Raw genomic sequence first — 25,486 nt, forward strand, 5'->3', positions numbered from 1 at the left:
ATGAGCCGCATCGTCTATGTCAACGGCGCCTATCTTCCCGAGGAAGAGGCAAAGATCTCCATCTTCGATCGCGGCTTCATCTTCGGCGACGGCATCTACGAGGTCTCGGCCGTGATCGGCGGCAAGCTGGTCGATTGCGAGGCGCATCTCACCCGTCTCGAACGCTCTTGCGGCGAGATCCAGCTTGCCTTGCCCTGGTCGAAGGCCGATCTGGTCGCGATCCATGAGGAACTGATCAAGCGCAACGGCCTCGACGAAGGCAGCATCTACCTGCAGGTCTCGCGCGGCGCGGCCGATCGCGACTTCCCGTTCCCGAAGGACATCCAGCCGACGCTGGTGATGTTCACCCAGGCCCGCAATTTCGTGAACGCGCCGGCGGTGAAGACCGGCATCAAGGTCGTCTCGACGCCGGACCTGCGCTGGGTCCGCCGCGACATCAAGAGCGTGAACCTGCTCGCGCCGGTGCTGGCCAAGCAGATCGCCGCCGAGGCCGGCGCGCAGGAAGCCTGGATGATCGAGGACGGCGTGGTGACGGAAGGCGCCTCCTCCACCGCCTGGATCGTCAAGGGCAAGACCCTGATCTCGCGCCCGCTCTCGCACAAGGTCCTGCCCGGCATCACCCGCAAGGCGGTGCTGGCCTTCATCGCCGAATCCGGCTTCACCTTCGAGGAGCGCGAATTCACGCTCGCCGAGGCGCTCGACGCCGAGGAGGCCTTCATCACCTCGGCGACCAGCATGGTGATGCCGGTGAGCTCGATCGACGGCCACACCATCCACAACGGTGCGCCGGGCCCGACCACGCTGCGCCTGCGCGAGATCTATATCGACTTCGCCCGCAGGGGCGGCGTGCTGGGCTGAGCCCCCCGCCGGGATGAAAAACCGCCGTCATTCCGGACAAGCCGCGATAGCGGCGCCGATCCGGAATCCATCATGGGACGCTGCGCTCTACGATGGATTCCGGGTCAAGCCCTGAATGACGGCGCGTTTCCGTGGCAAACAAGTGTCCGTCAGGCGCCGCCCGCGAATGACGCGCCCGCGACCAACTCTCCCATCACATAGGTCGCGGCAACGTTGCGGTCGTCGCCCAGCGTGACGAGCACGAAGAGCTCCTCCGCCAGATCGCGCACCGTTTCCATGCGATGCGCCATTGCCCGCGTCGCGCCCGTGTCGAGCACGACGACATCCGCCTCCCGGCCGGGCTCGAACGAGCCGATGAGATGGTCGAGGCCGAGCGCAGCCGCATTGCCGCGCGTGATGGCGTGCAGCGCCGCGAAAGCGGAGAGCGACTGCCCCTGCAACTGCAGCACCTTGTAGGCCTCGGCCATCGTCCGGAGCATCGAATAGGAGGTGCCGCCGCCGATATCGGTCGCGACCGCCACCTTCACCCCGCGCTGGCGGGCATGGACCCAGTCGAAGAGCCCCGAGCCGAGAAAAAGATTGGAGGTCGGGCAGAAGACCGCGACCGCGCCGGTCTCGGCGAAGGCCTGCCATTCGTTATGGGTCATATGGATGCAATGGCCCATCAGGCTTGTCGCGCCGAGCAGGCCGTGGCGCCGATAGATATCGGCGTAATCGGCGGCTTCCGGGTAAAGCTCGCAGGCGAAGGCGATCTCAGCCCGGTTCTCGTCGATATGGGTCTGAACGTGGCAATCGGGATGCTCAGCCGCCAGCCGCCCGGCCGCCGTCAATTGCTCCGGCGTCGAGGTGATCGCGAAGCGCGGCGTGATCGCATAGAGCTGCCGGCCCTTGCCATGCCAGCGCGCGATCAGCGCCTTCGAGTCGCGATAGCCGCTCTCGGCCGTGTCGGTCAGCGCCTCCGGCGCGTTGCGGTCCATCATCACCTTGCCGGCGATCATGCGGGTGTTGCGGCGCTCGGACTCGGTGAAGAATGCCTCGGCCGATTGCGGATGCACCGAGCAATAGACAGCCGCCGTGGTGGTGCCGTTGGCCAGAAGCTCGTCGAGGAAGAAGCGCGAGAGCTTCTCGGCATGGCCCTGCTGGCTGAGCTTCTGCTCCTCGACGAAGGTGTATTTGTTCAGCCAATCCATCAGCTGCGCGCCGTAGGAGGCGACGACTTGCGTCTGCGGCATGTGGATGTGCGCGTCGATGAAGCCCGGCATGATCAGATGCGGGCGATGGTCGACGATCTCCGCATCGGCCGGCAGCGCCCGCAACAGCGCGCTTGCCTCACCGGCCGCCTTGACCAGCCCGTTCTCGATGACGAGCAAACCGTCCTCGACGAAGTGATGCGCCGCCTCGCCCGCAACCTCCGGATCGCCGACGAACCAGAGCAGACGACCGCGCAAGGCACGGATGACGGGAGATGCGGTCACAATCGGCGGCTCCGGCTTAAATTCACATCACATCTGCACCAAATCAAAGCTTCCGGCCAAGCACGGATCGTGCCTAATCTGGAGGCATGAACTGGCTTTGCGAGTGGAGCGGGCAGGATGCGTGAACGCCTGCGCTTCCTCCTCGGTGACGAGCTTGTCGAGATCGATCGCTGCGATCCGACACTGACGGTGCTCGACTGGCTGCGCCTCGAGAAGCGCATGACCGGCAGCAAGGAAGGCTGCGCCGAGGGCGATTGCGGCGCCTGCACCGTCGTCGTCGGCCGGCTCGATCGCGGGCGGCTGCGCTACGAGGCAGTGAATGCCTGCATCCGTTTCCTGCCGACGCTGGATGGCTGCCAGCTCCTCACCGTCGAGCACCTCAAGGGCGATGACGGCAGCCTGCATCCGGTCCAGCAGGCGATGGTCGAATGCCACGGCTCGCAATGCGGCTTCTGCACGCCGGGTTTCGTGATGTCGCTCTTCGCACTCAGGCTGAACGAGGCGGAGCCAAGCATCAGCCGCATCGAGGATGCGCTCGCCGGTAATCTCTGCCGCTGCACCGGCTATGAGCCGATCATCGCGGCCGGGCGGCGCATGGATGAGATCGCCCCGCGTGAGACGGATCGCTTCCTGCGCGAGCGCGAGGTCATCGCAGCGCGACTTGCAGCGCTGAACGATGCCGCGACGCTGGCCCTTGAAGACGAAGGCGGGCGCTTTTACGCCCCCGCAACCGTTGAGGCGCTCGCGGAACTCGTCGCGGCGCATCCGCAGACGACGCTCGTTGCCGGCGCGACCGATGTTGGCTTGTGGGTCACGAAGGCGATGAAGCGCCTCGATCCGGTGATCTATCTCGGGCGGATCGAGGCATTGCGCGCCATCACCGATGAGGGCGATCATCTGCGCTTCGGTGCGATGGCTGGTCATATCGACGTCCGAGCCGCGCTGGCTACCCTCTCCCCGCAGCTCGACGAATTGATGCGCCGCTTCGGCGGCGAGCAGGTGCGCAATGCCGGCACGATCGGCGGTAACATCGCCAATGGCTCGCCGATCGGCGACCTGCCGCCGGCCCTGATCGCGCTCGATTCGACGCTGGTGCTGGCGCAGCGCGGCAGAGCCGGGGTCGAACGCCGTACCATCTCGCTCGAAAGCTTCTTCCTCGACTATCGCAAGCAGGATCGCCGCCCTGCCGAATTCGTCGAGGCCGTGCTGGTGCCGAAGCTGGCGCCAGACATGCTGTTCCATGCCTCGAAGGTGTCCAAACGCTTCGATGAGGACATCTCGGCCGTCTGCGGCGCCTTCCGGCTGACCCGGCATGCCGATGGCCCGATCAGCGAGGCGCGGCTGGCCTATGGCGGCATGGCCGGCATCCCGAAGCGGGCGGCTGCCGCAGAGGCCGCGCTCATCGGCCGGCCGTGGGATGAGGACGCCGTCGAGGCGGCGATCGCCGCCCTGGCCCGCGACTTCACGCCGCTTAGCGACATGCGCGCCTCGGCGGACTATCGGCTCAAGATCGCCGGCAACCTGCTGCGGCGCTTCCTGATCGAGACGACGCAGCCGCAAACCGAGACACGGGTCGCCGGCCTGCTCGCGGAGGCCGCCCATGGCTGACGCGCGCCGCAAGCTCGACATCGTCGCCGAGACCGGGCCGGTCGGCAGTGCCCGCATCCACGACTCCGCACCCAAGCATGTCGCCGGCGAGGCCTTCTACATCGACGACATCGCCGCGCCGGAAGGCCTGCTTCACGCCTATCTCGGCCTGAGCGGGATCGCCCATGGGCAGCTCACCTCGCTCGATCTCGATGCGGTGCGTGCCGCGCCCGGCGTCGTTTCGGTGCTGACGGCGGCCGATATTCCCGGCGCCAACGACATCTCCTCGACGCATCGCCATGACGAGCCGGTCTTCGCGACCGATCGGATCCGGTTCCACGGCCAGCCGCTCTTCGCAGTGGTCGCCGAAACGCGCGAACAGGCCCGCCATGCCGCCGTGCTGGCGAAGGCAGAGTACGCCGAAGAGACCCCTCTCCTCGACATCGCCGCCGCGCGTGCGGCCGGCGGCAGGCTCGTCACCGACCCGCTCAAGCTCGAACGCGGCGATGTCGCGACGGCCATGGCCGCGAGCCCGCGCCGGCTGAAAGGCGCGATGACGATCGGCGGTCAGGAGCATTTCTACCTCGAAAGCCAGATCGCGCTCGCCATCCCCGGCGAGGACGAGGACATGACGTTGCTGGTCTCGACCCAGCATCCGAGCGAGGTCCAGCATATGGTCGCCGCCGTGCTCGGCATCGGCTCGCATGCGGTGACGGTCGAGGTGCGGCGCATGGGCGGCGGTTTCGGCGGCAAGGAAACGCAGGCCAATCTCTTCGCCTGCGTCGCGGCGCTCTGCGCCCGCAAGCTGAAGCGTCCGGTGAAGCTCAGGCCCGATCGCGACGACGACATGGCGATCACCGGCAAGCGCCACGACTTCGTCTGCGACTACGAGATCGGCTTCGACGACGAGGGCCGCATCCATGCGCTCGACGCGGTCTATGCGGCGCGCTGCGGTTGGAACGCCGATCTGTCTGGGCCGGTGACCGACCGCGCCCTGTTCCACATGGACAATTGCTATTTCTATCCGGCGGTGCGCGCCCGCTCCGAGCCGCTGTTCACCAACACCTGCTCGAACACCGCCTTCCGGGGCTTCGGCGGGCCGCAAGGCATGGTCGGCGCCGAGCGCTTCATCGAGGAGGTCGCCTATGCCACCGGGCTCGACCCGTTGGAGGTGCGACGGCGCAATCTCTATGGCGCCGGCGGCCGAGACGTCACGCCCTATCACCAGACGGTCGAGGACAATATCGCGGCCGAGGTGATCGCAGAACTGGAGCGGCGCTCAGACTATCAGGCACGCAAGGCGGCGATCCGGGAGGCCAATGCAAAAAGCCCCATCGTCAAGCGCGGCATCGCGTTGACGCCGGTGAAGTTCGGCATCTCCTTCACCGCGACCTGGTTCAACCAGGCCGGCGCACTGGTGCATGTCTATACCGACGGCACGGTCGCGCTGAACCATGGCGGCACCGAGATGGGGCAAGGGCTCTATATCAAGGTGGCGCAGGTGGTGGCGCAGGCCTTCGGCATCGGGCTCGACCAGATCAAGATCACCGCGACGACCACCGGCAAGGTGCCGAACACCTCGGCGACCGCCGCCTCCTCCGGCTCCGACCTCAACGGCATGGCGGCGCTCGATGCCTGCGAGACGATCAAGAAGCGGCTGACGGAGTTTGCCGCGAAACACTGGCAGGTCGAGGCGGAGGACATCGCCTTCCTGCCGGGCCGCGTGAAGGTTGGCCCCCGCGAGATCGCCTTCAAGGACCTGATCGCGGCCGCCTATATGGCCCGCGTCCAGCTCTCCGCGACCGGCTTTTACGCGACGCCCAAAATCCACTGGGACCGCAAGGCCGGACGCGGCCACCCGTTCTACTATTTCGCCTATGGCGCGGCGGCGGCCGAGGTCGCGATAGACACGCTGACCGGCGAGTACAGGGTCGAGCGGGTCGATATCCTGCATGATTGCGGGCAATCGCTGAACCCCGCGATCGACAAGGGCCAGATCGAGGGCGGCTTCGTGCAGGGCATGGGCTGGCTGACGACCGAAGAGCTGGTCTGGGACAAGAAGGGCCGGCTCTGGACCCACGCGCCCTCGACCTACAAGATTCCCGTCGCCTCGGACCGGCCGCGCGTCTTCAACGTGCACCTGCTGGACAACGCGCCGAACCGCGAGCCGACGATCCATCGTTCCAAGGCCGTCGGCGAGCCGCCCTTGATGCTGGCGATCTCGGTGCTGCACGCGCTGTCGGATGCGGTGGCGAGCGTCGGCGATTACCGGGTGTGCCCGCGCCTCGATACGCCGGCGACACCGGAGCGGGTGCTGGATGCGGTCGAACGGGTCAGGGCGGAGGCGGCGTCATGACCCTCGCCGCTTTCCTCACCACCCATCAGTGCGACGGTATCATCCTGGTCCGGATCGAGACGGCGGAAGGTTCGACGCCGCGCGAGGCCGGCGCCTGCATGGCTGTCAGCCCCGGCGCCATCGCGGGAACGATCGGCGGCGGGCAGCTCGAATTCCATTGCATCGACCTCGCCCGCCATATGTTGAGCGAGGCTTCGCCGGACCAGATCCTCGACATCCCGCTCGGCCCGCAGATGGGCCAGTGCTGCGGCGGGCGGGTGCGCGTGTCGCTGCACCGGCTCGCCGCCGCCGACATCGCGCTGATCGTCGCCCGCGAGAAGGCCGAGGTCGCAGCGAGACCGCCTGTCCTGATCTTCGGTGCGGGCCATACCGGCCGTGCGCTTGCCCGTGCGCTTGCCGCCCTACCCTTTACGGTGACGCTGATCGACGATCGCGACGACGTCATGAGCGGGCTGCCGGCGGCCGTCACCTGCATCCGCATGGCCGATCCGGTCGATGCGGTCGCGGACGCTCCGGCAAACGCCGCCTTCGTTGTGCTTTCGCACAGTCATGCGCTCGACTACCGCTTGACGGAGGCGGCGCTGGCGCGGGGCGATGCGGCCTATGTCGGCATGATCGGCTCCGCGACCAAGCGCGCCCGTTTCGAGGCGAGCTTCCTGCGCGCCGGCGGGCGGCGGGAGACACTTTCGCGCCTGACCTGCCCGATCGGCGGTTCGGATGTGGACGACAAGCGCCCGGAGGTGATCGCGGCCTTGACGGCAGCCGAGCTGGTGCGTTGCTTGCTTGGCCGCCGGGAGCCGGCGAAAGGGAGACGGTCGCGACATGAATCAGCCGCGTGAGCAGGATGTGCCGCCGCGGCTGGCGCTCGCCCATGTCTCGAAGAGCTTTCCCGGCGTCAAAGCCAACGAGGACATCAGCCTGAGCGTCGCGCCGGGCGAAATCCACGCCCTGCTCGGCGAGAACGGCGCCGGCAAGTCGACGCTGGTCAAGATCATCTACGGCGTCCAGCAGGCCGACGAAGGCACCATTTCCTGGAACGGCTCGCCCGTCGCGATCCCCTCGCCCAAGGCCGCCCGCAAGCTCGGCATCGGCATGGTCTTCCAGCATTTCTCGCTGTTCGATGCGATGACGGTGATCGAGAACATCGCGCTCGGGCTCGACGAAGCCGTCGATCGCGAGGAACTCAAGAGCCAAGTCGCCGCGATCCTGCAATCCTATTCGCTGCCCCTCGATCCGGAGCGCGAGGTCCATACGCTCTCGGTCGGCGAGCGCCAGCGCATCGAGATCGTGCGCTGCCTGCTGCAGAAGCCGAAGCTCCTGATCATGGACGAGCCGACCTCGGTGCTGACGCCGCAGGAGGTCGAGCGCCTGTTCGCGACACTCAGGCAGATCGCGGCGGAAGGCTGCTCGATCCTCTACATCTCGCACAAGCTGCACGAGATCAAAGCGCTCTGCGACAGCGCCACCATCCTGCGCGGCGGGCGCGTGGTCGCGACCTGCGATCCGAAGGTCGAGACGACCAGGCGCATGGCGGAACTGATGATCGGCGCGGAGCTGCGCAAGATCGAGCACGGCCAGACGAAGGAAGCCGGCGCGGTCAGGCTCGCCGTCAGCGGGCTCTCGCTGCCGGGCGAGCCGCCTTTCGGCACCGATCTCAAGGGTGTCTCCTTCGAGGCGCGGGCGGGCGAAATCCTCGGCATCGCCGGCGTCGCCGGCAACGGCCAGGCGGAACTTCTGACGGCGCTCTCGGGCGAGCGGCTGGCTGCGGCGCCTGAGGCGATCCGGCTCGACGGCAGGGCCGTCGGGCTCGAAGGTGCCGGCGCGCGCCGGGCGCTCGGCCTCTCCTGCGTGCCGGAAGAGCGTAACGGCCATGCCGCCGTGCCGGATTTCTCGCTCGCCGACAACGGCGTCCTGACCGCGCGCCACCGGCTGCCGCTGGCACCGCACGGTTTCATCAGCCGCGGTGCCGTCGGCCGCTTCGCCGACAGCGTCATCAAGCTCTTCGATGTCCGGACCACCGGCAATGGCGCGCTCGCTCGCTCGCTCTCGGGCGGAAACCTCCAGAAATTCATCATGGGTCGCGAGATCGGCCAGCAGCCCGCCGTGCTCGTCGTGTCGCAGCCGACCTGGGGCGTCGATGCCGGTGCTGCCGCCGCGATCCGGCAGGAGCTGGTCGACCTCGCCGCAAAGGGCTCGGCCGTCGTGGTGATCTCGCAGGATCTTGACGAGTTGCTGGAGCTCGCCGACCGGCTCTGCGTCATCAACGAAGGCCGGCTCTCGGCGCCGCGCCCGGTTGCCAGCCTCGGCATCGACGAGATCGGCATGATGATGGGCGGAATTCACGGCGCTGGCGAGCAGGTGGGAGCGGCGCATGCTTGAATGGCGCCGCCGCCGCGAGCCGAGCCTGCCGATGCTGGTCTTGAGCCCCCTGATCGCAATCGGGCTGACGATGCTCACCGGCATGATCGTCTTCACCGCCATCGGCTATGACGGCTTCCATGCGGTCGAGAGCATCTTCCTGACGCCATTCCTGGAGCCGCAGCGCTGGGCCGATATCGGCGTCAAGGGCGCGCCGCTCGTCATGATCGCGCTCGGGCTCGCCATCGGCTTCCGGGCCAATGTCTGGAATATCGGCGCCGAAGGACAATACGTCATGGGGGCCATCGCCGGCACCGGGGTCGCGCTGCTGACCTATGACATGACCGGATGGTGGATCCTGCCCGCCATGGTGCTCGCCGGCATCCTCGGCGGCATGGCCTGGGCCGCGATCCCTGCCCTTCTGCGCGTCAAGCTGCAGGTCAGCGAGATCCTGACCAGCCTGATGCTGACCTATGTCGCGGTGCAGTTCCTCTATTTCCTGGTGCGCGGGCCGTGGAAGGACCCTGGCGGCTTCAATTTCCCGCAGACGCGCATGTTCACCGCCGACCAGACCCTGCCGACGGTGATCGAGGGCTCGCTGGTCCATCTCGGCATTCCCGTCGCATTGCTGCTGGCCGTCGTCGCCTGGCTCCTGATGGAGAAGACCACGGCGGGCTATGCGGTGAAGGTGGTGGGCCTCGCGCCTGCGGCTGCCCGCCATGGCGGCTTCAGCGCGGCGCGCACGACCTGGGCGACGATGCTGCTCAGCGGCGGACTCGCGGGACTGGCCGGGCTGTTCGAGGCGGCCGGACCGTTCGGCCAGCTCACGCCGCAATTCCCGGTGGGATACGGCTTCACCGCGATCATCGTCGCCTTCCTCGGGCGATTGCACCCGCTCGGCATCGTCTTCGGCGGCATCGTGCTGGCGGGAACCTATGTCGGCGGCGAGATCGCGCAATCGACGGTCAGGCTGCCGCAGGCGGCGACCGGGCTGTTCCAGGCCATGTTGCTGTTCATGCTGCTGGCGACCGATGTGCTGGTGCGCTGGCAGATCGGCTGGAAGCGGAGGGCGGCATGACCACGGCCATGTTCGTCTCGATCATCATGACGCTGATCGCGGCCTCGACGCCCTTGCTGCTGGCCTCGTTGGGCGAACTCGTCGCGGAGAAATCCGGCGTGCTCAATCTCGGCGTTGAGGGCATGATGCTGTGCGGCGCGGTCGCCGGCTTCGCCGTGGCGTTCTCGAGCGGCAGCATGGCGCTGGGGCTGCTCGCTGCGATCCTTGCCGGTGTCGCCGCAGCGATGGTCTTCGCGGTGCTGGCGCTGTCGCTCACCGCCAATCAGGTCGCGACCGGGCTTGCGCTGACGATCTTCGGCATCGGCGCCTCCTCGCTGATCGGCGCCGGCTTCGTCGGGCGCACCGTGCAGCGGCTTGGGCCCATCTTCCCGGCGGCGCTGTCCGAACATCCCGTCCTGCGCATCGTCTTCGGGCAGGACGTCGTCGTCTATCTCTCGCTCGCGCTGGTGGCTGGCGTGAGCTACTTCCTGCGCCGGACGCGGGCGGGGCTGATCCTGCGCGCGGTCGGCGAGAACGACGCTTCCGCACATGCCATCGGCTACCCGGTCGTCGCCATCCGCTATGCGGCGGTCGCCTTCGGAGGCGCCTTGGCGGGGCTGGGCGGGGCCTATTTCTCGCTGGCGCTGACGCCGATGTGGGCCGAACGATTGACCGCGGGGCGTGGCTGGATCGCGCTGGCGCTCGTCGTCTTCTCGGCCTGGAAGCCGGGCCGGCTGCTGCTCGGCGCCTATCTCTTCGGCGCGGTGATGACGCTGGAGCTGCAGGCCAAGGCCGCCGGCGTGAGCTGGCTCGCGCCGGAGGTGCTGGCGATGGCCCCCTACCTTGCGACCATTGCAGTTCTGACCATGATGTCGCTAGGACGAAAGACCGGCCGGCTCGACGCACCGGCCTGCCTCGGCAAACCTTTCACGGCGTCCTGACGCCGCAACCGACAACGGGGAGTTCATAGGACCATGACCAGCATCATCACCCGCCGCCGGCTGACCTTCGGCGCCGCCGCGGCCTCGACGCTACCGCTGTTGGGCCGTGGCGCCTCGGCGCAGGCCCCGCTCGGCGTGGGCTTCGTCTATGTCGGCCCCATCGGCGACCATGGCTACACCTGGACGCATGATCAGGGCCGCCTCGCGATCGAGAAGGAATATGGCTCGAAGATCAAGACGAGCTTCCTCGAGAACGTCGCCGAAGGCCCTGATGCCGCCCGCGCCATCCGCCAGCTCGCCCAGGCCGGCAACCAGCTGATCTTCTCGACCTCCTTCGGCTTCATGAACCCGACGATCCAGGTCGCCAAGCAGTTCCCGAAGATCCATTTCGAGCACGCCACCGGCTATATGCGCGCCGAAAACGTCGCGACCTATGATGCACGCTTCTATGAGGGCCGCGCCGTGATCGGCACCATCGCCGGCCACATGTCGAAGACCGGGCAGGCCGGCTATGTCGCCTCCTTCCCGATCCCCGAGGTGGTGATGGGCATCAACGCCTTCCATCTGGCGGCGCGCAAGGTGAACCCAAACTTCAAGACCAAGGTCGTCTGGTGCTCGACCTGGTACGACCCGGCCAAGGAAGCCGACGCCGCCAAGGCGCTGATCGACCAGGGTGCCGACATGATCACCCAGCACACCGACTCTGCCGCCCCGCTTCAGGCGGCCGAGCAGCGCGGCGTCTACGCCTTCGGCCAGGCCTCCGACATGAAGGCCTTCGCGCCCAAGGCGCATCTTTCGGCCATCGTCGACGATTGGTCGGGCTACTACATCAAGCGCGTCAAGGAGGTGATGGACGGCACCTGGAAGAGCGGCGCGGTCTGGGGCGGCATCAAGGACGGCTTCGTCAAGCTCGCGCCCTATAACGACGCGATCACGCCGGCTGCCCGCGCTGCCGCCGACGCGGTCCAGGCGGGCATCGTCTCCGGCAAGCTCCACCCCTTCACCGGCGAGCTCAAGGACCAGAAGGGCGAAATCCGCGTCAAGGCCGGCGAGACGGCCTCCGACGAGATCCTCTCCAAGATGGACTGGTACGTCGACGGCGTGCAGGCCTAGAGCCGCATCGATGGCGGCGGGCGCAGCGTTGCGCGCCGCCATCTGCAACCGAATCGGGGGCACGATTCTGCGGGCTCGCTCCCCCTCTTCTCGGTTCCCGCACCCGCGAAAAGCCCAAAAATCCAGCTTCTTTCGGCGGAACGAAGCCGTTTCCTGTGCGTATCTACGGCCGCGGGCATCGTCTTTCCGCGATAACCGTGGCAACTGCGTGAGTTGCGCGCCGCGAATATCTCCGCGGTCGCTCGTGTCGGAAACGGGCATGAACGACCCAGATCCAGCACGCGACGCCTATAACACCCTTCTCAAGGAGGATTTCATGACCAAGAACGAACTGATCGCCGCGATCGCCGAAGAGACCGGGAAGACGAAGGCCGATGTCTCCGCCATTCTGGCCTCCCTCGGCGCGACCGTCGCCAAGACCCTGAAGGGCGGCGACGACGTCACGCTCGGCGGCATCGGCAAGCTCTCCGCGGCCAAGCGCGAAGCCCGCGAGGCCCGCAACCCCTCGACCGGCGCCACCATCAAGGTTCCGGCCAAGACCGTCGTGAAGTTCAAGGTCACCAAGGACCTCGCCGACGCGGTGGCGTAAAGCCGTCTGTCGGGATCGAGCGGTGTCCGTGCAAGCGCGGACACCGCTTGACCTCGTGCTCCATGCCCGCACAGTAGCGGCATGTTCCTTCGCCTCTTCACCGATCTGCGCGCCGCCAAGGTCCCAGTGACCTTGCGCGAATATCTGACGCTGCTCGAAGGGGTGGAGGCCGATCTCGCCGAGCACAGCGTCGACGAGTTCTATTATCTCGCCCGCGCCACGCTGGTGAAGGACGAGCGCCATCTCGACAGGTTCGATCAGGTCTTCGCCCAGGTCTTCCAGGGCATGGAGACGCTCCAGCAGGCGATCGAGCAGGCCGGCATCCCGGAGGAATGGCTCCGCAAGCTCGCCGAGAAATTCCTCACCGACGAAGAGAAGGCCCAGATCGAGGCTCTCGGCTGGGACAAGCTCTGGGAGACGCTGAAGCAGCGCCTCGAAGAGCAGAAGGGCCGCCATCAGGGCGGCAACAAATGGATCGGCACCGGCGGCACCTCGCCTTACGGCGCCTATGGCTACAACCCCGAAGGGGTGCGTATCGGCCAGGACAAGAACCGCAATTTCCGGGCGGTGAAGGTTTGGGACAAGCGCGATTTCAAGGATTTCGACGACACGCGCGAGCTCGGCGTACGCAACCTGCGCATCGCGCTGAGGCGCCTGCGCCGCTTTGCCCGCACGGGTGCAGCCGAAGAGCTCGACCTCGACAACACGATCACGGAGACGGCCAGGCACGGCTATCTCGACGTCAAGCTGCGCCCTGAGCGCCACAACACCGTGAAGGTGCTGCTCTTCCTGGATGTCGGCGGCTCGATGGACTGGCATGTCGAGCTGGCCGAGGAGCTGTTCTCGGCGGCCCGGGCCGAGTTCAAGCATTTCGAGCATTTCTACTTCCACAACTGCCCCTATGAGCGGGTCTGGAAGGAGAACCGCCGCCGCCACGAGCAGCAGATCCCGACCTGGGAGGTGCTGCGGACCTATCCCGGCGACTACCGTCTCGTCTTCGTCGGCGACGCCTCGATGAGCCCTTACGAGATCGCGATGCCCGGTGGTTCCGTCGAGCACTGGAACGAGGAGGCGGGGCAGGTCTGGATGGAGCGATTGACGACGAAGTTCCCGAAATCGGTCTGGCTCAACCCGGTCCAGCAGCATCTGTGGAACTACACCCAGTCGATCCGGCAGATTGGCGGGCTGATGGGCGGGCGCATGTTCCCGCTGACGCTCGATGGCCTCGACGGCGCGATGAAGGTGCTGGCGCGCTGAGCCGAGACGATTGGCCGGCTTCCCTTGACGGGCATAGTTGCTCTATCTGCCGCCCATGACCGAGCACCCTGACGACGACACCGCCCCGAGCTGGCGCCAGCGCCCGAAGCCGGTCGGCTTCGAGATCGCCTACAAGCTCGACGGCGACTTTCTGGAGATCGACAGGACCAGGGCGGTCGACCGGCTGCGGCTGAGCGCCGTCGAGCAGGTGCGCTACGTGTTCGCCCCTGGCAACATCTCCTCCAAAGGCTACAAGACCCAGCTGCGGCTCAGCGACGGCAGGACCGTCACCTTCGGCAACCTCTCCTGGCGTTCGCTGACCGATCTCGATCGCGACGACGCCCGTTATCACCGTTTCGTCTCGGCGCTGGCGGCCGCGATCACGCGCGCCAATCCAAAAGCCCGCTTCGTCGGTGGCCGGCCGGGACCGATCTGGCTCGGGGTCGCTGCCGTCGGCGCGCTCTCGCTGGCGATGATCGCGTATTTCGCGCTGCATGCCTTCCAGCAAGGCCAGACCAGCGCGGGGCTGCTCGCGCTGCTGCTGCTGGCGGCGTCCTACTGGCAGGTCTGGCCGCTGATCTCGCTCAACCGGCCGCGCGAACTCGCGACCGGCGAGGTGCCGGACGATCTCGTGCCGGGGCGCGAGCCGAAGTCCTGAGGTCCGGCCGCCGCAACGCTGCGGCCGGAATGCGGCTCAGGCCTGGCGCACCACCAGCACCGAGCACTTGGCGCGGCGCACGATCGCCGAGGCATTCGAGCCGATGACATAGGCCAGCATGCCCGGTTCATGCGAGCCGATGACGATGAGGTCGATGCCGCCGGCATCGGCCTCGGCCAGCACCTCGCCATGCACGGAGCCGATCAGCACCTTGGCCGAAACCTGCTCCGCCGGAAGATCGACCTTCGCGGCGATCTCGGCGAGCTTGGCCTCGGCATCCTGCTGCTGCTCGGTGTCGAAATCGCTCGGCACGAACTCCATGTAGGTGACCGGAATCAGCGAGCGGACATAGACCAGCCGCACCGAACCGCCGGAGGCCTTGGCGAAGGAGACCGCTGCGTCGATCGCCGGCCTGGCGAGTTCCGCCTCGGCCAGATCGACGGGGACCATGATCGACTTGTACATCGCGAACTCCTCAAGGCTGGTTGCGATACCATTGTGGAGTTTGCCAGCGCCGGCGCATTGATCCAACGCAAATCGCGCATGGGGCGCGGCACGAGGCGCGGGCGACCGCCGCGCCGGTTTCGCTAGCCCTGCCGCTCGGGCGTGCGGACCACGAGGCCGTCGAGTTCGGGGCGGATGCGGATCTGGCAGGAGAGGCGCGAGTTCGGCCGGACGTCGAAAGCGAAGTCCAGCATGTCCTCCTCCATCGGCTCGGGCTGGCCGACCTTCGGCATCCAGGCCTCGTCGACATAGACATGGCAGGTCGCGCAGGCGCAGGCGCCGCCGCATTCTGCCTCGATGCCGGGGACCTCGTTGCGGATCGCCGTTTCCATCACGGTCGCGCCGACCTCGCCCTCGACGGTGCGGCTCTCCCCATGGGCATCGATATAGGTGATGTTCGGCATGTCCTGTCTCCGGCGCGCCCGCGCTCGGCCTCGCGCGGGCATGACGCTTGCTCGCTTAGAGGATTTCCAGCTCGCGCGAAACGGCGGCGATGCGCCGGCGGCCTGCTCAGGCCGCGCAGTCGCAGCGGCAGATCACGGCGCGCGCCTCGGCGGCGGCCAGCGTCAGCGCATCCATCGCGGCTTCCGTGGGGTGCTTGTCGCCCTGACCGAGATCCTGCTCGATCCGATCGGCCGCCTCGGCGACCTGCCAGGCGCCCACCGCGAGGGCAGCGCCCTTCAGGCTGTGGGCCGCGTCCAGGCGCGCCTTTGGATCGGCGCTGCCGTGGATGGTGCGCAGATGCGTGGCGCATTGCTGGGCAAAGAGCGTGAGCAGCTCGCGCTCGAGTTCACGGTCGCCGCCGGTCTGGCGGGACAGATGCTCGGTATCGATTGCCTTCTGGGACATGGTAAAACTCGTGAACGCAGTGACATCGACCGGCCGCACGGGCAAATCGACCCCTTTCAAGAAGCGCCTTGATGGTGAACGAGGCGTTAACGACGTTTGTGAATCAGGCACTCAAATGGGTTTCCAAGGCTCCGGGCCTCCACTACCCTTCCAATTGGTAAATGATGGGCGCAGTGTCTCCATTCATCCGGCCAGAGGCGGTCCGGATGGCGGAGCATGAGTTCGCGACCATCTTCAGTAGCGTGGCGAGGCGGCAACGATGAATCGACCCAAGAAGCTCCAGGATCCCACTGAAGCTGCGATGTCGGCGATCGAGGAGGCCCTGCGCCTCGAACAGCCGCAGGGTGAGACGGAAACTCCGGTCGAGGCCGAGCCGCGCCTGCCCATCACCAGCGAAAGCGATCTGAAGCTGGACATGCCGCGCGTCGAGCCGGCCGCCATCCCGGTCACCGCGCCTCCGGCGGCAACGGCGCAACCCCAGCAGGCGGCCCCGCCGCCGCGTGCCGCCATCGCCCCGGATACGAGCCGCGTCGCCAATGACGACCGGCGCGATTCCAGCTCGCTCGTCCAGGCCTTCTCCGTCCGCCCCTCGCGCAGGCCCTACTGGTTCGCCGGCCTGGCCTCGCTCGCCTGGCTGGGCGGCGCCGCCTTCGTCCTGCTCGGCCGCTACGGCTCCTTCAGCAATGGCCTGCCGGAGCCCGTCGCCGCCTTCGGCATCGGCGAATGGACCCTGCTCGCGCTCTCGATCGGCGCGCCGGTGGTGTTCTTCTTCGTCCTCGCGGCGCTCTACCGCCGCACGCAGGAGATGCGCCTGATTTCGCGCGCGATGACGGAAGTCGCGCTGCGCCTGGCCGAGCCGGAGGTGGCCGGCGCCGATTCCGTCCTGTCGCTGAGCCAGACCATCCGGCGCGAGGTCGCCGCCATGGGCGACGGCATCGAGCGTGCGGTCGCACGCGCCGGCGAGCTCGAAACCATCGTCCGCGGCGAGATCTCGACGCTGGAACGCGCCTATGCCGACAACGAGATCCGCCTGCGCTCGCTCATCGACGAGCTGGTGACGCAGCGCGAGGCCGTGGTCGGCAATGCCGAGCGCGTCAAGCTCGCCATCAGCGGCGCGCATGAGGGCATCGCCAGGGATCTCGACGGCGCCAGCCGCACCATCGCCGAGGCGATCGCGCAGGCCGGCGACCGCGTCACCGGCTCGCTCGGCACGAAGGGCGACCAGATCACCCAGGCGCTCGGCCGGGCCGGCGAACGGATGATCGAGGAGATCAGCGGCCGCAGCCACGATCTCGTCGAGCGCTTGCAGGTCACCTCGGGCGAAGTCTCCGAGCGCCTCGCCGGCGCCAGCGACAACCTCTCGACCATGCTCGACGGCCGTGCCAAGGAAATCGCGGGCTCGCTGGAAAAGACCGGCGTCGCCCTCACCCAGGGCCTCACGAACGAGGCGCAGAACGTCACCCGCGCGATCAGCGAGACCGGCATGCAGGTCGCGGAAACGCTGACCGCCCGCGTCGAGACCGTCAACGAAACGCTGAAGACCACCGGCGAGACCCTCGCCAAGGACATCTCCGCCCGCGGCGTCGAGGCGGCCGAGCGCTTCGAGGTCAGCAGCCGCAGCATGGTCTCGCTGATCGAGAGCCAGAGCGAGGCCCTGCAGCAGCGGCTGGCGGAATCCGGCGAGGCGCTGCGCAGCGTGCTCTCCACTGAGGGCGAGAGCGTCACGGTGCGCCTCACCGAGGTCGGGCGCGGCGTCAACAGCCTGCTCAGCCGGCAGAACGAAGCCATCACCTCGCGCCTCAACGAGGTCGGCGAGAGCGTCCACAGCCTCATCGGCACCCATGGCGATGCGCTGGTCAGCCGTCTCAACGAAACCGTCCGGTCGGTCGACGACGTGCTGCGCGAGCGTGGCGAAGCGATCATCCTGCGCGTCAGCGACGCCAGCGAGACGCTGGGCTTCGCCGTCGACAAGCATGGCGACACGCTGACCCACCGCATCACCGAGGTCGCCGACCGGGTGAACGGCCTCTTCAACGAGCAAGGCGGGAAACTGGTCACGCGCCTCAACGAGACCGGCGAAGCCGTCCATAGCCTGCTCGACGAGCAGGCCAGTGCACTGGTCGGGCGCGTCTCCGGCGCGGGGCGCGATCTCGCCCAGCTCGTCGGCGAGCAGAGCGACAGCGTCGTCGCCCGTGTCTCGGGTGCCGGCGCCGATGTGGCGCGGTTGCTCGAGGAGCGCAGCGAGTCGCTGGTTTCCAGCGTGTCCGGCGCGGTCAATGCCGTCGAAACCCGCCTGCGCGACGAGAGCGAGATCCTGGTCAGCCGCCTGGCCCAGGCGGGCCACGATGTCAGCCGCATCGTCGGCCAGGAAAGCGAGCGCATGATCTCCGGCCTGTCGGAGACCGGCGAGCGTGTCAGCGCCCTGCTCGAGGAGCAGACGGGTGCGATGACCGTGAAGGTTTCGCAGGCCGGGCTCGAGATCAAGGATTTGCTCGGCAACGAGAGCCAGCTCGTCGCCAGCCGCATCGCGGATGTCGGCCGCTCGGTCCACGGCATCCTCTCCGAGCGCAGCGGCGCCCTCATCAGCCGCCTCGCCGAAACCGGCGAAAGCATCGACCAGAAGCTGGACGAGCGCGGGCTGGCGCTGGCCGGCCGCATCACCGACGCGGTCGAAGGCGCGCGCGTGGCGCTGGAGCAGCAGCAGACCGGCTTCCTCGCCAGCGTCAGCGAAACCAGTGAGAAGGTCGGCCAGCTGCTCGGCGAGCACCGCGAGGCGACGGTTCGCGGTCTCGTCGACACCGGCCGCGAGGTCCACACGCTGCTCGGCGAGCAGAGCGAGGAACTGGCGCGCCGCATGACGGAAGCGACCCGCACCCTCACCGAGACGATCAATGTCGATGGCCGCCATGTCGCCGACCGTGTCGTCGAGGCGACGCAGGGCCTGCGCGACACCTTCACCGTCCACGCCGAGGATGCGCGCACCATGCTCGCCGGCACCGGCCGCGAGATCGTGCTCGCCCTCACCCAGCAGGGCGGGCGCGTCAACGAGGCGCTCTCCGCCAACGCCCAGTCGATGCTGCGCTCGGTCGAGGACCGCGCGCAGGCGCTGACCGAGGCGCTGGCGACCCGCCACGACGCGCTGACCAAGCTCTTCGACGAGCGCGGCAACGAGCTCGTCCTGGCGCTGACCGACCAGAACGGACGCGTCGGCGAGGCCCTCGCGGCCAGCGCCGACTCGATGCTGCGCTCCGTCGAAGGCCGCGCCCAGGCGCTGGCCGACGCGCTGGCCAGCCGCCATGACGCGCTCAACCGCCTCTTCGACGAGCGCGGGCACGAGATGGAGACGGCGATCGGCATGCGCCTCGCCTCGCTCTCGCATCTCTTCGACAGCCAGGGCCGCGAGGTCGAGGAGAACCTCGCCGCGCGCCTCAACGCCTTCGAGGATCTCATCGTCCATCAGGGCGGCTCGCTCACGGCCAAGATCTCGGGCGATGCGCGCGAGCTCACCGAGGCGCTCAACACCGGCATCGCGCAGGTCGAGAAGCTGATCTCGCAGGACGGCGTCTCGCTGGCCGACAAGGTCGGCACCCGCGCCCTGGAGGCGGCCAGCCTCCTCGCCGAGCGCACCCGCGAGGCGGCGGATTCCATGGAGGGCCAGATCAAGCTGTTCGAGGAGCGTTCCGGCGCCAAGAGCGCCGAGATCGCCGGCGCGCTCGACAGCCTGATCGCCCGCATCGACGGCAGCCTCGGCTCGCGCGCCACCGCCCTCAACGAGGCGCTGGTCGAGCGCACGGTCGACATCGCCCGCGTGCTGGCGGAAGGCGGACGCGAGGTCACCCGCGCCCTGGCCGCCAAGGCGGACGAGATCGGCGAGGTCGTCACCTCCAAGAGCGAGTCGCTCACCCGCACCCTCAGCGACAAGGCCGACACGATCAACGCCACGCTCGGCGGCCGCGCGCTGCAGATCGCCGATACGCTCGACCAGAGCGTGGCGCGCTTCGAGGAGCGCGTGGTGGGCCGGCTCGACACCGTGTCGCAGACGCTCGACACGCGCGGCGAGGAGATCGCGTCGACCCTGCAGGGCCGTTCGGAGTTCATCGCCGCCTTGCTCAGCGAGCGTGCGCAGGAACTGCGCGCCCTCTTCGAGCATAACGGCAACGGCGTGGTTTCCACGCTGACGGAGCAGAGCGAGGCGATCGCCGCCGCGCTCAACGAACGTGCCGAGCAGCTCCGGACGCTGTTCGACGATCGCGGGCTCGGCATCGTCGCCGCGCTCGGACGCCGGGGCGACGCCATCTCCAACGCGCTCGACCAGCGCAGCGAGCAGCTGCGTGTCCTCTTCGAGGGCAAGGGCGGCGATGTCGTCGAGGCGCTCGGCCGCCAGGGCGAGGCCATCTCCGGCGCGCTCGACGAGCGGACCGCGGCGCTGCGCGCCCTCTTCGATGCCAAGGGCAGCGGCATGGTCGAAGCGCTCGACGAGCGTGGCCAGGCTCTGGCCGCCGCCTTCACCGCCGCCGGCGAGACGGTGGTGCGGGCGCTGGAGCACCGCGGCAATGCCTTCGTCGCAGGTCTGCGCGACCGTGGCGCGGCGATCTCCAATGCGATCGAGACATCGTCCAATGCGCTGCGCGAGACGCTCGAATCCGGCTCGCGCCAGTCGATCGACGCGCTGGTCGGCACCAATGAGCAGTTGCGCGACGAGCTGGGCGGCATGCTGGGTCGCCTCGGCGAGGCCAACAAGCTGATGCAGCAGATCGTCAACGGCGCGAACAAGAACCTGGCCGCCGTCGAGAACAGCCTGTCGACCCGCGTCGGCGAGTTGCAGACCGTGATCAGCACGGTGATGGAAGAGGCCAACCGCGCCTCGCAGCAGGTCACCGCGCAGATCGCCGACCTCAAGGACTACTCCGAAGGCACGCTGCGCGAGACGACCGCCCTCGTCGCCAAGCTCGACGACAAGGGCGCCTCGCTCGGCGAGGTCACCCAGGCCAGCAGCGCGGCGCTCAACGCCGTGGTCGGCCGGCTCGAGCAGGTCGAGGCCCGCGTCGGCAAGGCGCTCGCCGAGCGGCGCGATTCGCTGGAGGAGCTGCACGCTCTGATCAGCGGCCGCACCGAGGATGTCGAGGCGATCACCCGCTCCTTCGCCTCGCTGATCGACGAGTCGCTCGGCACCGCCGAGGCGCGCGCGCGCCAGATCGGCGCCGTGCTCTCCGACTCGGCCGAGGCGACGACCAGCGCCATCGCTCAGCAGTTCGAGACGATCCGTTCCGCGACCGGCAAGGAACGCGAGCGGACGGCCGAGGCGCTGCGCGCGGCCTATGCCCAGGTCACGACCGAGATCGACGGCGAGCTCTCGAAGGTAACCGACCGCTTCCAGAAGGCGGCGCAGGACATGCGCGGCGTCACGGTCGACATCCAGCGCGAGCTGGAAACCACCCGCGCCGAGCTGAAGCGCGGCGTCCTCGAGCTGCCGCAGGAGACGCAGGAATCGGCCTCGGCGATGCGCCGGGTCGTTGCCGAGCAGATCAAGGCGCTGAACGATCTCACCGAGATCGTGACCCGCTCCGGCCGGCGCGGCGACGTCTCGCTGCCGATCGAGCAGGCCCCGCCGCGCCGAGCCGCCGCCCCTGTGGTTTCCGCTCCGGCCGCGGCCCAGCCGGCCCCGGTCTATACGGCTCCGGCGCAGCCCAAGCCTCCAGCGGCTGAAGGCCCTGCGCTGCGCCCGTCGCTCGACGCCGCGCCGGAACCGACGCCCAGCGCGCCGCCTGCCCGGGCCGAGAGCCGCGTCGAGGCCAAGCCTGCGCCGCGCCCCGCGCCGGTTCAGGAGGCGCCGCGCCGCGCGCCCGAACCGCAGCAGCCGGCCAAGTCCGGCTGGCTCTCGGACCTGCTGGTCCGCGCCTCCCGCGACGACAAGGCGCCGGAGGTGAGCAAGCCGACGACGCATTCGATCGAGAAGCTCGATTCGCTCTCCGTCGACATCGCGCGGATGATCGACCATGACGCGGCCGTCGAGCTGTGGGACCGCTACAAGCGCGGCGAGCGCAACGTCTTCACCCGCCGGCTCTACACCCTGCAGGGCCAGCAGACCTTCGACGAGATCCGCCGCAAGTATCGGCGCGACATGGAGTTCCGCGAGACGGTCGATCGCTACATCGACGAGTTCGAGCGGCTGCTCGGCGAAGCGTCCAAGGACGACCGGGACTCGATGGTGGCGAAGACCTACCTCACCTCGGAGACGGGCAAGGTCTACACCATGCTGGCCCATGCCAGCGGGCGCTTCGAATAAGCGCCTGCCCTCCCCGCCAAATCAAAAAAGGCCGCCCGAAAGGGCGGCCTTCTCTTTTTGGACGCTCGCTGGAATTCAGGCTGCGGCTTGGAAACGGACCTCGCCACCGTTCAGGAAGCACATCTTGTCGAAGAGCCCGAGATCAAGTGGATTGGGCAACCGAATATCCGCCATCTCGGGAAACGGCTTCGCGGCAGGGTCATAGGCGCGGTCGATCTGCGAGATGAGAACGAAGATCACCCCGCGTTCGCGGGCAAAGCGCTTCAGCTCCCTCACCTGCCGCGACAGCTCCGGGGTGTCGCGGCGCTGATCGAGCAATTGCAGATAATCGATCACGGCGAGCATGCCGACGGGCGCCGCCGCCAGAGCCCCGATGACGTAGTCGGCACTGATCGCGTCGGAACAGTCGAGATCGAAAAAGCCGTCGAGCTCGTGGCCCGCAAAGCCAAGCGCTTGCAGGCGTTCGAGCACGCCCCCGGGAGTATATTCCAGGGAGAAGAAGGCGCTGCGGCGCCCGGCCCGGGCCGCCTCGGCGGCCAGCGCGAGGCTCAGCAGCGTCTTTCCCTGGCCGGGGCGCCCCGCAACCAGCGCCAGATCGCCGGGCTCCAGTTGCCGGCAGAGTGCCGTGGCGGCGCTCGTGGCTGGTTGCTTGGCGGCGAGCAGTCCCCAGCTGCGATAGCCTTCCGCCGCGGCAATGCGGTCGAGCGCGGCATGGAGCGGGATTTGCTCCTGGCGATGCAGGAGCCTGGCCTTGCGTTTCAATTGATGGATCGGCACCAAGAGCTTCATGCGGAAACCTCCTATTGCGAGCAGGTAGCGCAATCCCTCCTCATGCGTGATGCCCGAACAGTCGGTCGAAGCGGCAAGGAACCCCGCATGCAGATGCTTCCCCGCTGGAGGGGGGCGGCTCGGGCCAAGCCGGAAATCGGAAGCTAGCCGGATTCGCCTCTCGCGGAAATCGCCCGCGTTGGCCTCCTCAGCCGAAAGGCTGTCTCAGCGCGCCCAGCGGACGATGTCGACCAGCACCTGCGACAGGGCGCGGTCGAGGGCTTGCGCCGCGCCCGGCCCATCCACCGCCGCGGCCGGAACACGCGCCGAGAACAGCTTCGCGCGCTGGATTCGGCCGCTCGTGTCGCCGACGATCTTGGCGGTGATCTCGACGACGGCCGAACCCGACGCCGCGTCGATGTTGAAGCTGCGGATATCGGTCACGAGCTGGACGGTCGGCGTAATGCCCTGCCCCGGCGCGGAGACCGAGCCGATGCGGCTGGCGTTCTCGAAGGTCTGGATCAGCCGGGTCTGCACCAGCGCCGGCACCTGATCGGCCCATTGCGCCCCGCCAAGGAAGGAGAGCGCGCCGCCCGAATCCTTGACGATGACCCGGTCCGAATCCAGCGCCTGCACGGCGGTCGGCCGCGCGACCACCATCGTGGCATGCGAGCCGCCGACGCGCCCGAAGCCGCTCGGGGCCGTCAGGTCGAAGGTCGTCGGCGTCTGGCCGCCGCCGCACCCTGCCAGGGCGAGCCCGGCGGAGAGCGCCAGCACGCTCAGGCAGCGGCGGGCCATGGCGGTCTGGGGAGCCTCGATCGTCATCGGCTAGCGCGATCCGTTGTATTGCGGGAGCGGCGGCTTGCCGCCGAAGATGAGTTGCTGCGGGTTACGTTCGAAATTCCGGAGCGTGCGATTGAGTTCCGTCAGCACGCGTTTGGCCTCCGAGACCGTGGAATCGACATTGCGCAACCCCGAACCGGTGAAGCGGTTGATTCCGACCGTGATCTCCGCCGTGCGCGCGTCGAGATTGTCGGCCAGCACGCGGATCGACTTCGCGGCGTCGGCGACCTCGTTCAGCGCGCTGCGGCCATCGGGGCCCGAAGCCGTGTTCAGGAAGGCCTGTGCCCCCTTCAGCACGCCCTCGACCTGATCGGCCGCGCGATTGAGCTTCGCGGTGATCGAGGCGACATCCTTCACCGCCTTGCCGGCATCCTCGCTGGAGCCGCCGAGCGCGCCGGTGAACTTGTCGACATTGTCGACGATGCTCGCGACCTTCTTCCGGTCCACGGATTGAACGACGCCGGTCAACTCCTCGCTGAGCGATTGCAGCTTCTGCGACAGCGGCTGGATGGTGTCGGCGATGTTGCCGAAGCCGGCCATCAGCTTGTCGAGCCCGTCGGAGTTCTTGCCGAGCGCCTCCGAGAATTTCTCGACATTGCGGACCGTGTTGTTGATCGGCTCGCGGTTCTGCTTGATCAGGCCGTCCAGCGAGGTCAGGACACCGTCCGCGCGCTGGGCGACGTTGCGAACGGTCTCGATGATGTCCTGCAGTTCCGAACGTTCGGCGATGATCGTCGCCATCGGCTCGCCGGGCTTGGCCTTCAGGACCGGCGCGTCGGGCGCGCCGCCGATGAGCTGGAGCGCGACGACGCCCGCAAGCCCCTGAGCTTCGATGCGCGCGCGCGTGTCTTCCCGGATGGGCGTGGTCGCGGCAACCTGGATGACGGCGTAGATCCGGCGCGGATCATCGGGCTGAAGCTCGATGCTCGTCACCTCGCCGACGCGCAAACCGTTGAACAGCACGCTCGAGCCGCGCCCGAGGCCCGTGACCGATCCGGTGAAGATCACGCGGATGTTGTCCTTGCGCCCGGCGCCGCCGCTGTTGAACCAGTAGACGAAGCCGAAGGCCGCAGCGAGCACCGCGAGGGTAAAAAGGCCGACGAGAGCGTAGTTCGCGCGCGATTCCATGGACTAGCCGTTCCGCTCTCGTTTCCCGGATTGTTGCCGGGCCGTGGCGCGCTCACCGCCGAAATAGGCCTTCAGCCAGGGATGGTCGGATTCCAGCATCGTCTCCAGCGTTCCGACCGCAATCACCTTCTTGTCCGCCAGCGCAGCGATTCGGTCGCAGGCATCATATAGACTGTCGAGATCGTGGGTCACCATGAAGACGGTGAGGCCGAGCGTCTGCTTCAGCGTCATGATGAGATCGTCGAACTCGGCCGCGCCGATCGGGTCGAGGCCGGAGGTCGGCTCGTCGAGGAAGACGATCTCGGGATCGAGCGCGAGTGCGCGAGCGAGCGCGGCGCGCTTGATCATGCCGCCCGAGAGCTCGGATGGCACCTTGTCCGCCGCATCGGGCGGGAGGCCGACGAGATCGAGCTTCACCATGGCCAGCTCGTCGAGCAGGTCCGGCGAGAGCTTGAGATATTCCCGCATCGGGACCTGGATGTTCTGCTTGACGGTCAGGGCCGAGAACAGGGCGCCCTGCTGGAACATCACGCCGAAGCGACGCTCCAGCACGCGGCGCTGCGACGCGTTGAGCTTGTCGACGTTCTCGCCGAAGACCTCGATGGTGCCGCGTTGCTTGCGCACCAGGCCGAGGATCGTCCGGGTCAGCACCGATTTGCCCTGGCCGGAACCGCCGACGAAACCGAGGATCTCGCCGCGCATCACGTCCAGGTTGAGACCATCCATGATGACCTTGTCACCGAAGGCGACCTTGAGGTCGCGCACCCGGATGACGGCCTCCGGCTCGCCCCGCCGACCGGGTTCGCCCTCATTTCCGCGCCGGGCGGCCACCACGCGGGAGATCTCGTGCTCGCCCATC

Annotated in this window: 20 protein-coding genes; 12 read left to right on the forward strand and 8 right to left on the reverse strand. The window is 67.9% G+C overall.

Annotated features, from left to right (window positions below; all coding sequences use genetic code 11):
• On the forward strand, positions 1-858 hold the full coding sequence (locus GGC47_RS02180) for a D-amino-acid transaminase (RefSeq protein WP_142020267.1): 858 nt from the start codon (positions 1-3) through the stop codon (positions 856-858).
• Positions 859-1,007: 149 nt separating this feature from the next.
• Here the strand turns inward: GGC47_RS02180 and guaD are convergent, their stop codons facing one another.
• Positions 1,008-2,333 carry a guanine deaminase gene (gene guaD / locus GGC47_RS02185; protein WP_142020266.1) on the reverse strand — a complete coding sequence of 442 codons (1,326 nt, stop codon included), beginning with the start codon at positions 2,331-2,333 and terminating at the stop codon, positions 1,008-1,010.
• A gap of 117 nt (positions 2,334-2,450) precedes the next feature.
• Here guaD and xdhA point away from each other — a divergent pair, with 117 nt between their 5' ends.
• From xdhA to GGC47_RS02235, 10 genes are all read left to right on the forward strand, one after another.
• Positions 2,451-3,941 (forward strand): xanthine dehydrogenase small subunit, encoded by a 1,491-nt coding sequence (xdhA, locus tag GGC47_RS02190; protein ID WP_038361337.1) that lies wholly within the window; start codon positions 2,451-2,453, stop codon positions 3,939-3,941.
• On the forward strand, positions 3,934-6,276 hold the full coding sequence (gene xdhB, locus GGC47_RS02195) for a xanthine dehydrogenase molybdopterin binding subunit (protein ID WP_142020265.1): 2,343 nt from the start codon (positions 3,934-3,936) through the stop codon (positions 6,274-6,276). Before xdhA ends, xdhB begins: the two co-directional genes overlap by 8 nt.
• Positions 6,273-7,115 carry a xanthine dehydrogenase accessory protein XdhC gene (gene xdhC / locus GGC47_RS02200; RefSeq protein WP_142020264.1) on the forward strand — a complete coding sequence of 281 codons (843 nt, stop codon included), beginning with the start codon at positions 6,273-6,275 and terminating at the stop codon, positions 7,113-7,115. Before xdhB ends, xdhC begins: the two co-directional genes overlap by 4 nt.
• A complete protein-coding gene (locus tag GGC47_RS02205; protein WP_142020263.1) occupies positions 7,099-8,655 on the forward strand; it encodes an ABC transporter ATP-binding protein in 1,557 nt (518 codons plus the stop codon). Before xdhC ends, GGC47_RS02205 begins: the two co-directional genes overlap by 17 nt.
• On the forward strand, positions 8,648-9,712 hold the full coding sequence (locus tag GGC47_RS02210) for an ABC transporter permease (RefSeq protein ID WP_112763392.1): 1,065 nt from the start codon (positions 8,648-8,650) through the stop codon (positions 9,710-9,712). The genes GGC47_RS02205 and GGC47_RS02210 overlap by 8 nt, the downstream gene beginning before the upstream one ends.
• Positions 9,709-10,632, forward strand: a complete 924-nt coding sequence (locus GGC47_RS02215; protein WP_142020262.1) for an ABC transporter permease — start codon at positions 9,709-9,711, stop codon at positions 10,630-10,632. The genes GGC47_RS02210 and GGC47_RS02215 overlap by 4 nt, the downstream gene beginning before the upstream one ends.
• A gap of 33 nt (positions 10,633-10,665) precedes the next feature.
• Positions 10,666-11,745, forward strand: a complete 1,080-nt coding sequence (locus GGC47_RS02220) for a BMP family ABC transporter substrate-binding protein (protein ID WP_142020261.1) — start codon at positions 10,666-10,668, stop codon at positions 11,743-11,745.
• Positions 11,746-12,004: 259 nt separating this feature from the next.
• Positions 12,005-12,334, forward strand: a complete 330-nt coding sequence (locus GGC47_RS02225) for an HU family DNA-binding protein (protein WP_162737742.1) — start codon at positions 12,005-12,007, stop codon at positions 12,332-12,334.
• Between the two features lie 81 nt (positions 12,335-12,415).
• Positions 12,416-13,591: a vWA domain-containing protein gene (locus tag GGC47_RS02230; protein ID WP_112763388.1), complete on the forward strand. Its 1,176-nt coding sequence runs from the start codon at positions 12,416-12,418 to the stop codon at positions 13,589-13,591.
• 55 nt (positions 13,592-13,646) lie between these two features.
• A complete protein-coding gene (locus tag GGC47_RS02235) occupies positions 13,647-14,249 on the forward strand; it encodes a hypothetical protein (protein WP_142020260.1) in 603 nt (200 codons plus the stop codon).
• A 36-nt stretch (positions 14,250-14,285) separates the two neighbouring features.
• Here the strand turns inward: GGC47_RS02235 and GGC47_RS02240 are convergent, their stop codons facing one another.
• The 3 genes from GGC47_RS02240 to GGC47_RS02250 form a co-directional block, all read right to left on the reverse strand.
• Positions 14,286-14,714 (reverse strand): universal stress protein, encoded by a 429-nt coding sequence (locus GGC47_RS02240; RefSeq protein ID WP_038361322.1) that lies wholly within the window; start codon positions 14,712-14,714, stop codon positions 14,286-14,288.
• A 122-nt stretch (positions 14,715-14,836) separates the two neighbouring features.
• A complete protein-coding gene (locus GGC47_RS02245; RefSeq protein ID WP_038361320.1) occupies positions 14,837-15,157 on the reverse strand; it encodes a 2Fe-2S iron-sulfur cluster-binding protein in 321 nt (106 codons plus the stop codon).
• Positions 15,158-15,263: 106 nt separating this feature from the next.
• Entirely contained in the window at positions 15,264-15,602 is a 339-nt protein-coding gene (locus GGC47_RS02250) for an Hpt domain-containing protein (RefSeq protein ID WP_142020259.1), read from the reverse strand.
• Positions 15,603-15,861: 259 nt separating this feature from the next.
• Between GGC47_RS02250 and GGC47_RS02255 the strand changes: the two genes are divergently transcribed.
• A complete protein-coding gene (locus tag GGC47_RS02255; RefSeq protein ID WP_142020258.1) occupies positions 15,862-21,888 on the forward strand; it encodes an apolipoprotein A-IV repeat region-like domain-containing protein in 6,027 nt (2,008 codons plus the stop codon).
• Positions 21,889-21,963: 75 nt separating this feature from the next.
• Here GGC47_RS02255 and GGC47_RS02260 read toward each other — a convergent pair whose 3' ends face one another.
• From GGC47_RS02260 to GGC47_RS02275, 4 genes are all read right to left on the reverse strand, one after another.
• Positions 21,964-22,677 (reverse strand): DNA helicase, encoded by a 714-nt coding sequence (locus GGC47_RS02260; RefSeq protein WP_429067085.1) that lies wholly within the window; start codon positions 22,675-22,677, stop codon positions 21,964-21,966.
• A 204-nt stretch (positions 22,678-22,881) separates the two neighbouring features.
• Complete coding sequence (locus GGC47_RS02265; protein WP_142020257.1) at positions 22,882-23,481, reverse strand: ABC-type transport auxiliary lipoprotein family protein; 600 nt, start codon at positions 23,479-23,481, stop codon at positions 22,882-22,884.
• 3 nt (positions 23,482-23,484) lie between these two features.
• Positions 23,485-24,627, reverse strand: coding sequence for an MlaD family protein (locus GGC47_RS02270; protein WP_142020256.1), 1,143 nt, complete (start codon positions 24,625-24,627; stop codon positions 23,485-23,487).
• A gap of 3 nt (positions 24,628-24,630) precedes the next feature.
• Positions 24,631-25,485 carry an ABC transporter ATP-binding protein gene (locus GGC47_RS02275; protein ID WP_142020255.1) on the reverse strand — a complete coding sequence of 285 codons (855 nt, stop codon included), beginning with the start codon at positions 25,483-25,485 and terminating at the stop codon, positions 24,631-24,633.
• Position 25,486 lies beyond the last annotated feature (1 nt).

Origin of the sequence: Allobosea sp. OAE752 (genome assembly GCF_050433265.1) — a bacterium.
Classification (GTDB): Bacteria; Pseudomonadota; Alphaproteobacteria; order Rhizobiales; family Beijerinckiaceae; genus Allobosea; species Allobosea spartocytisi.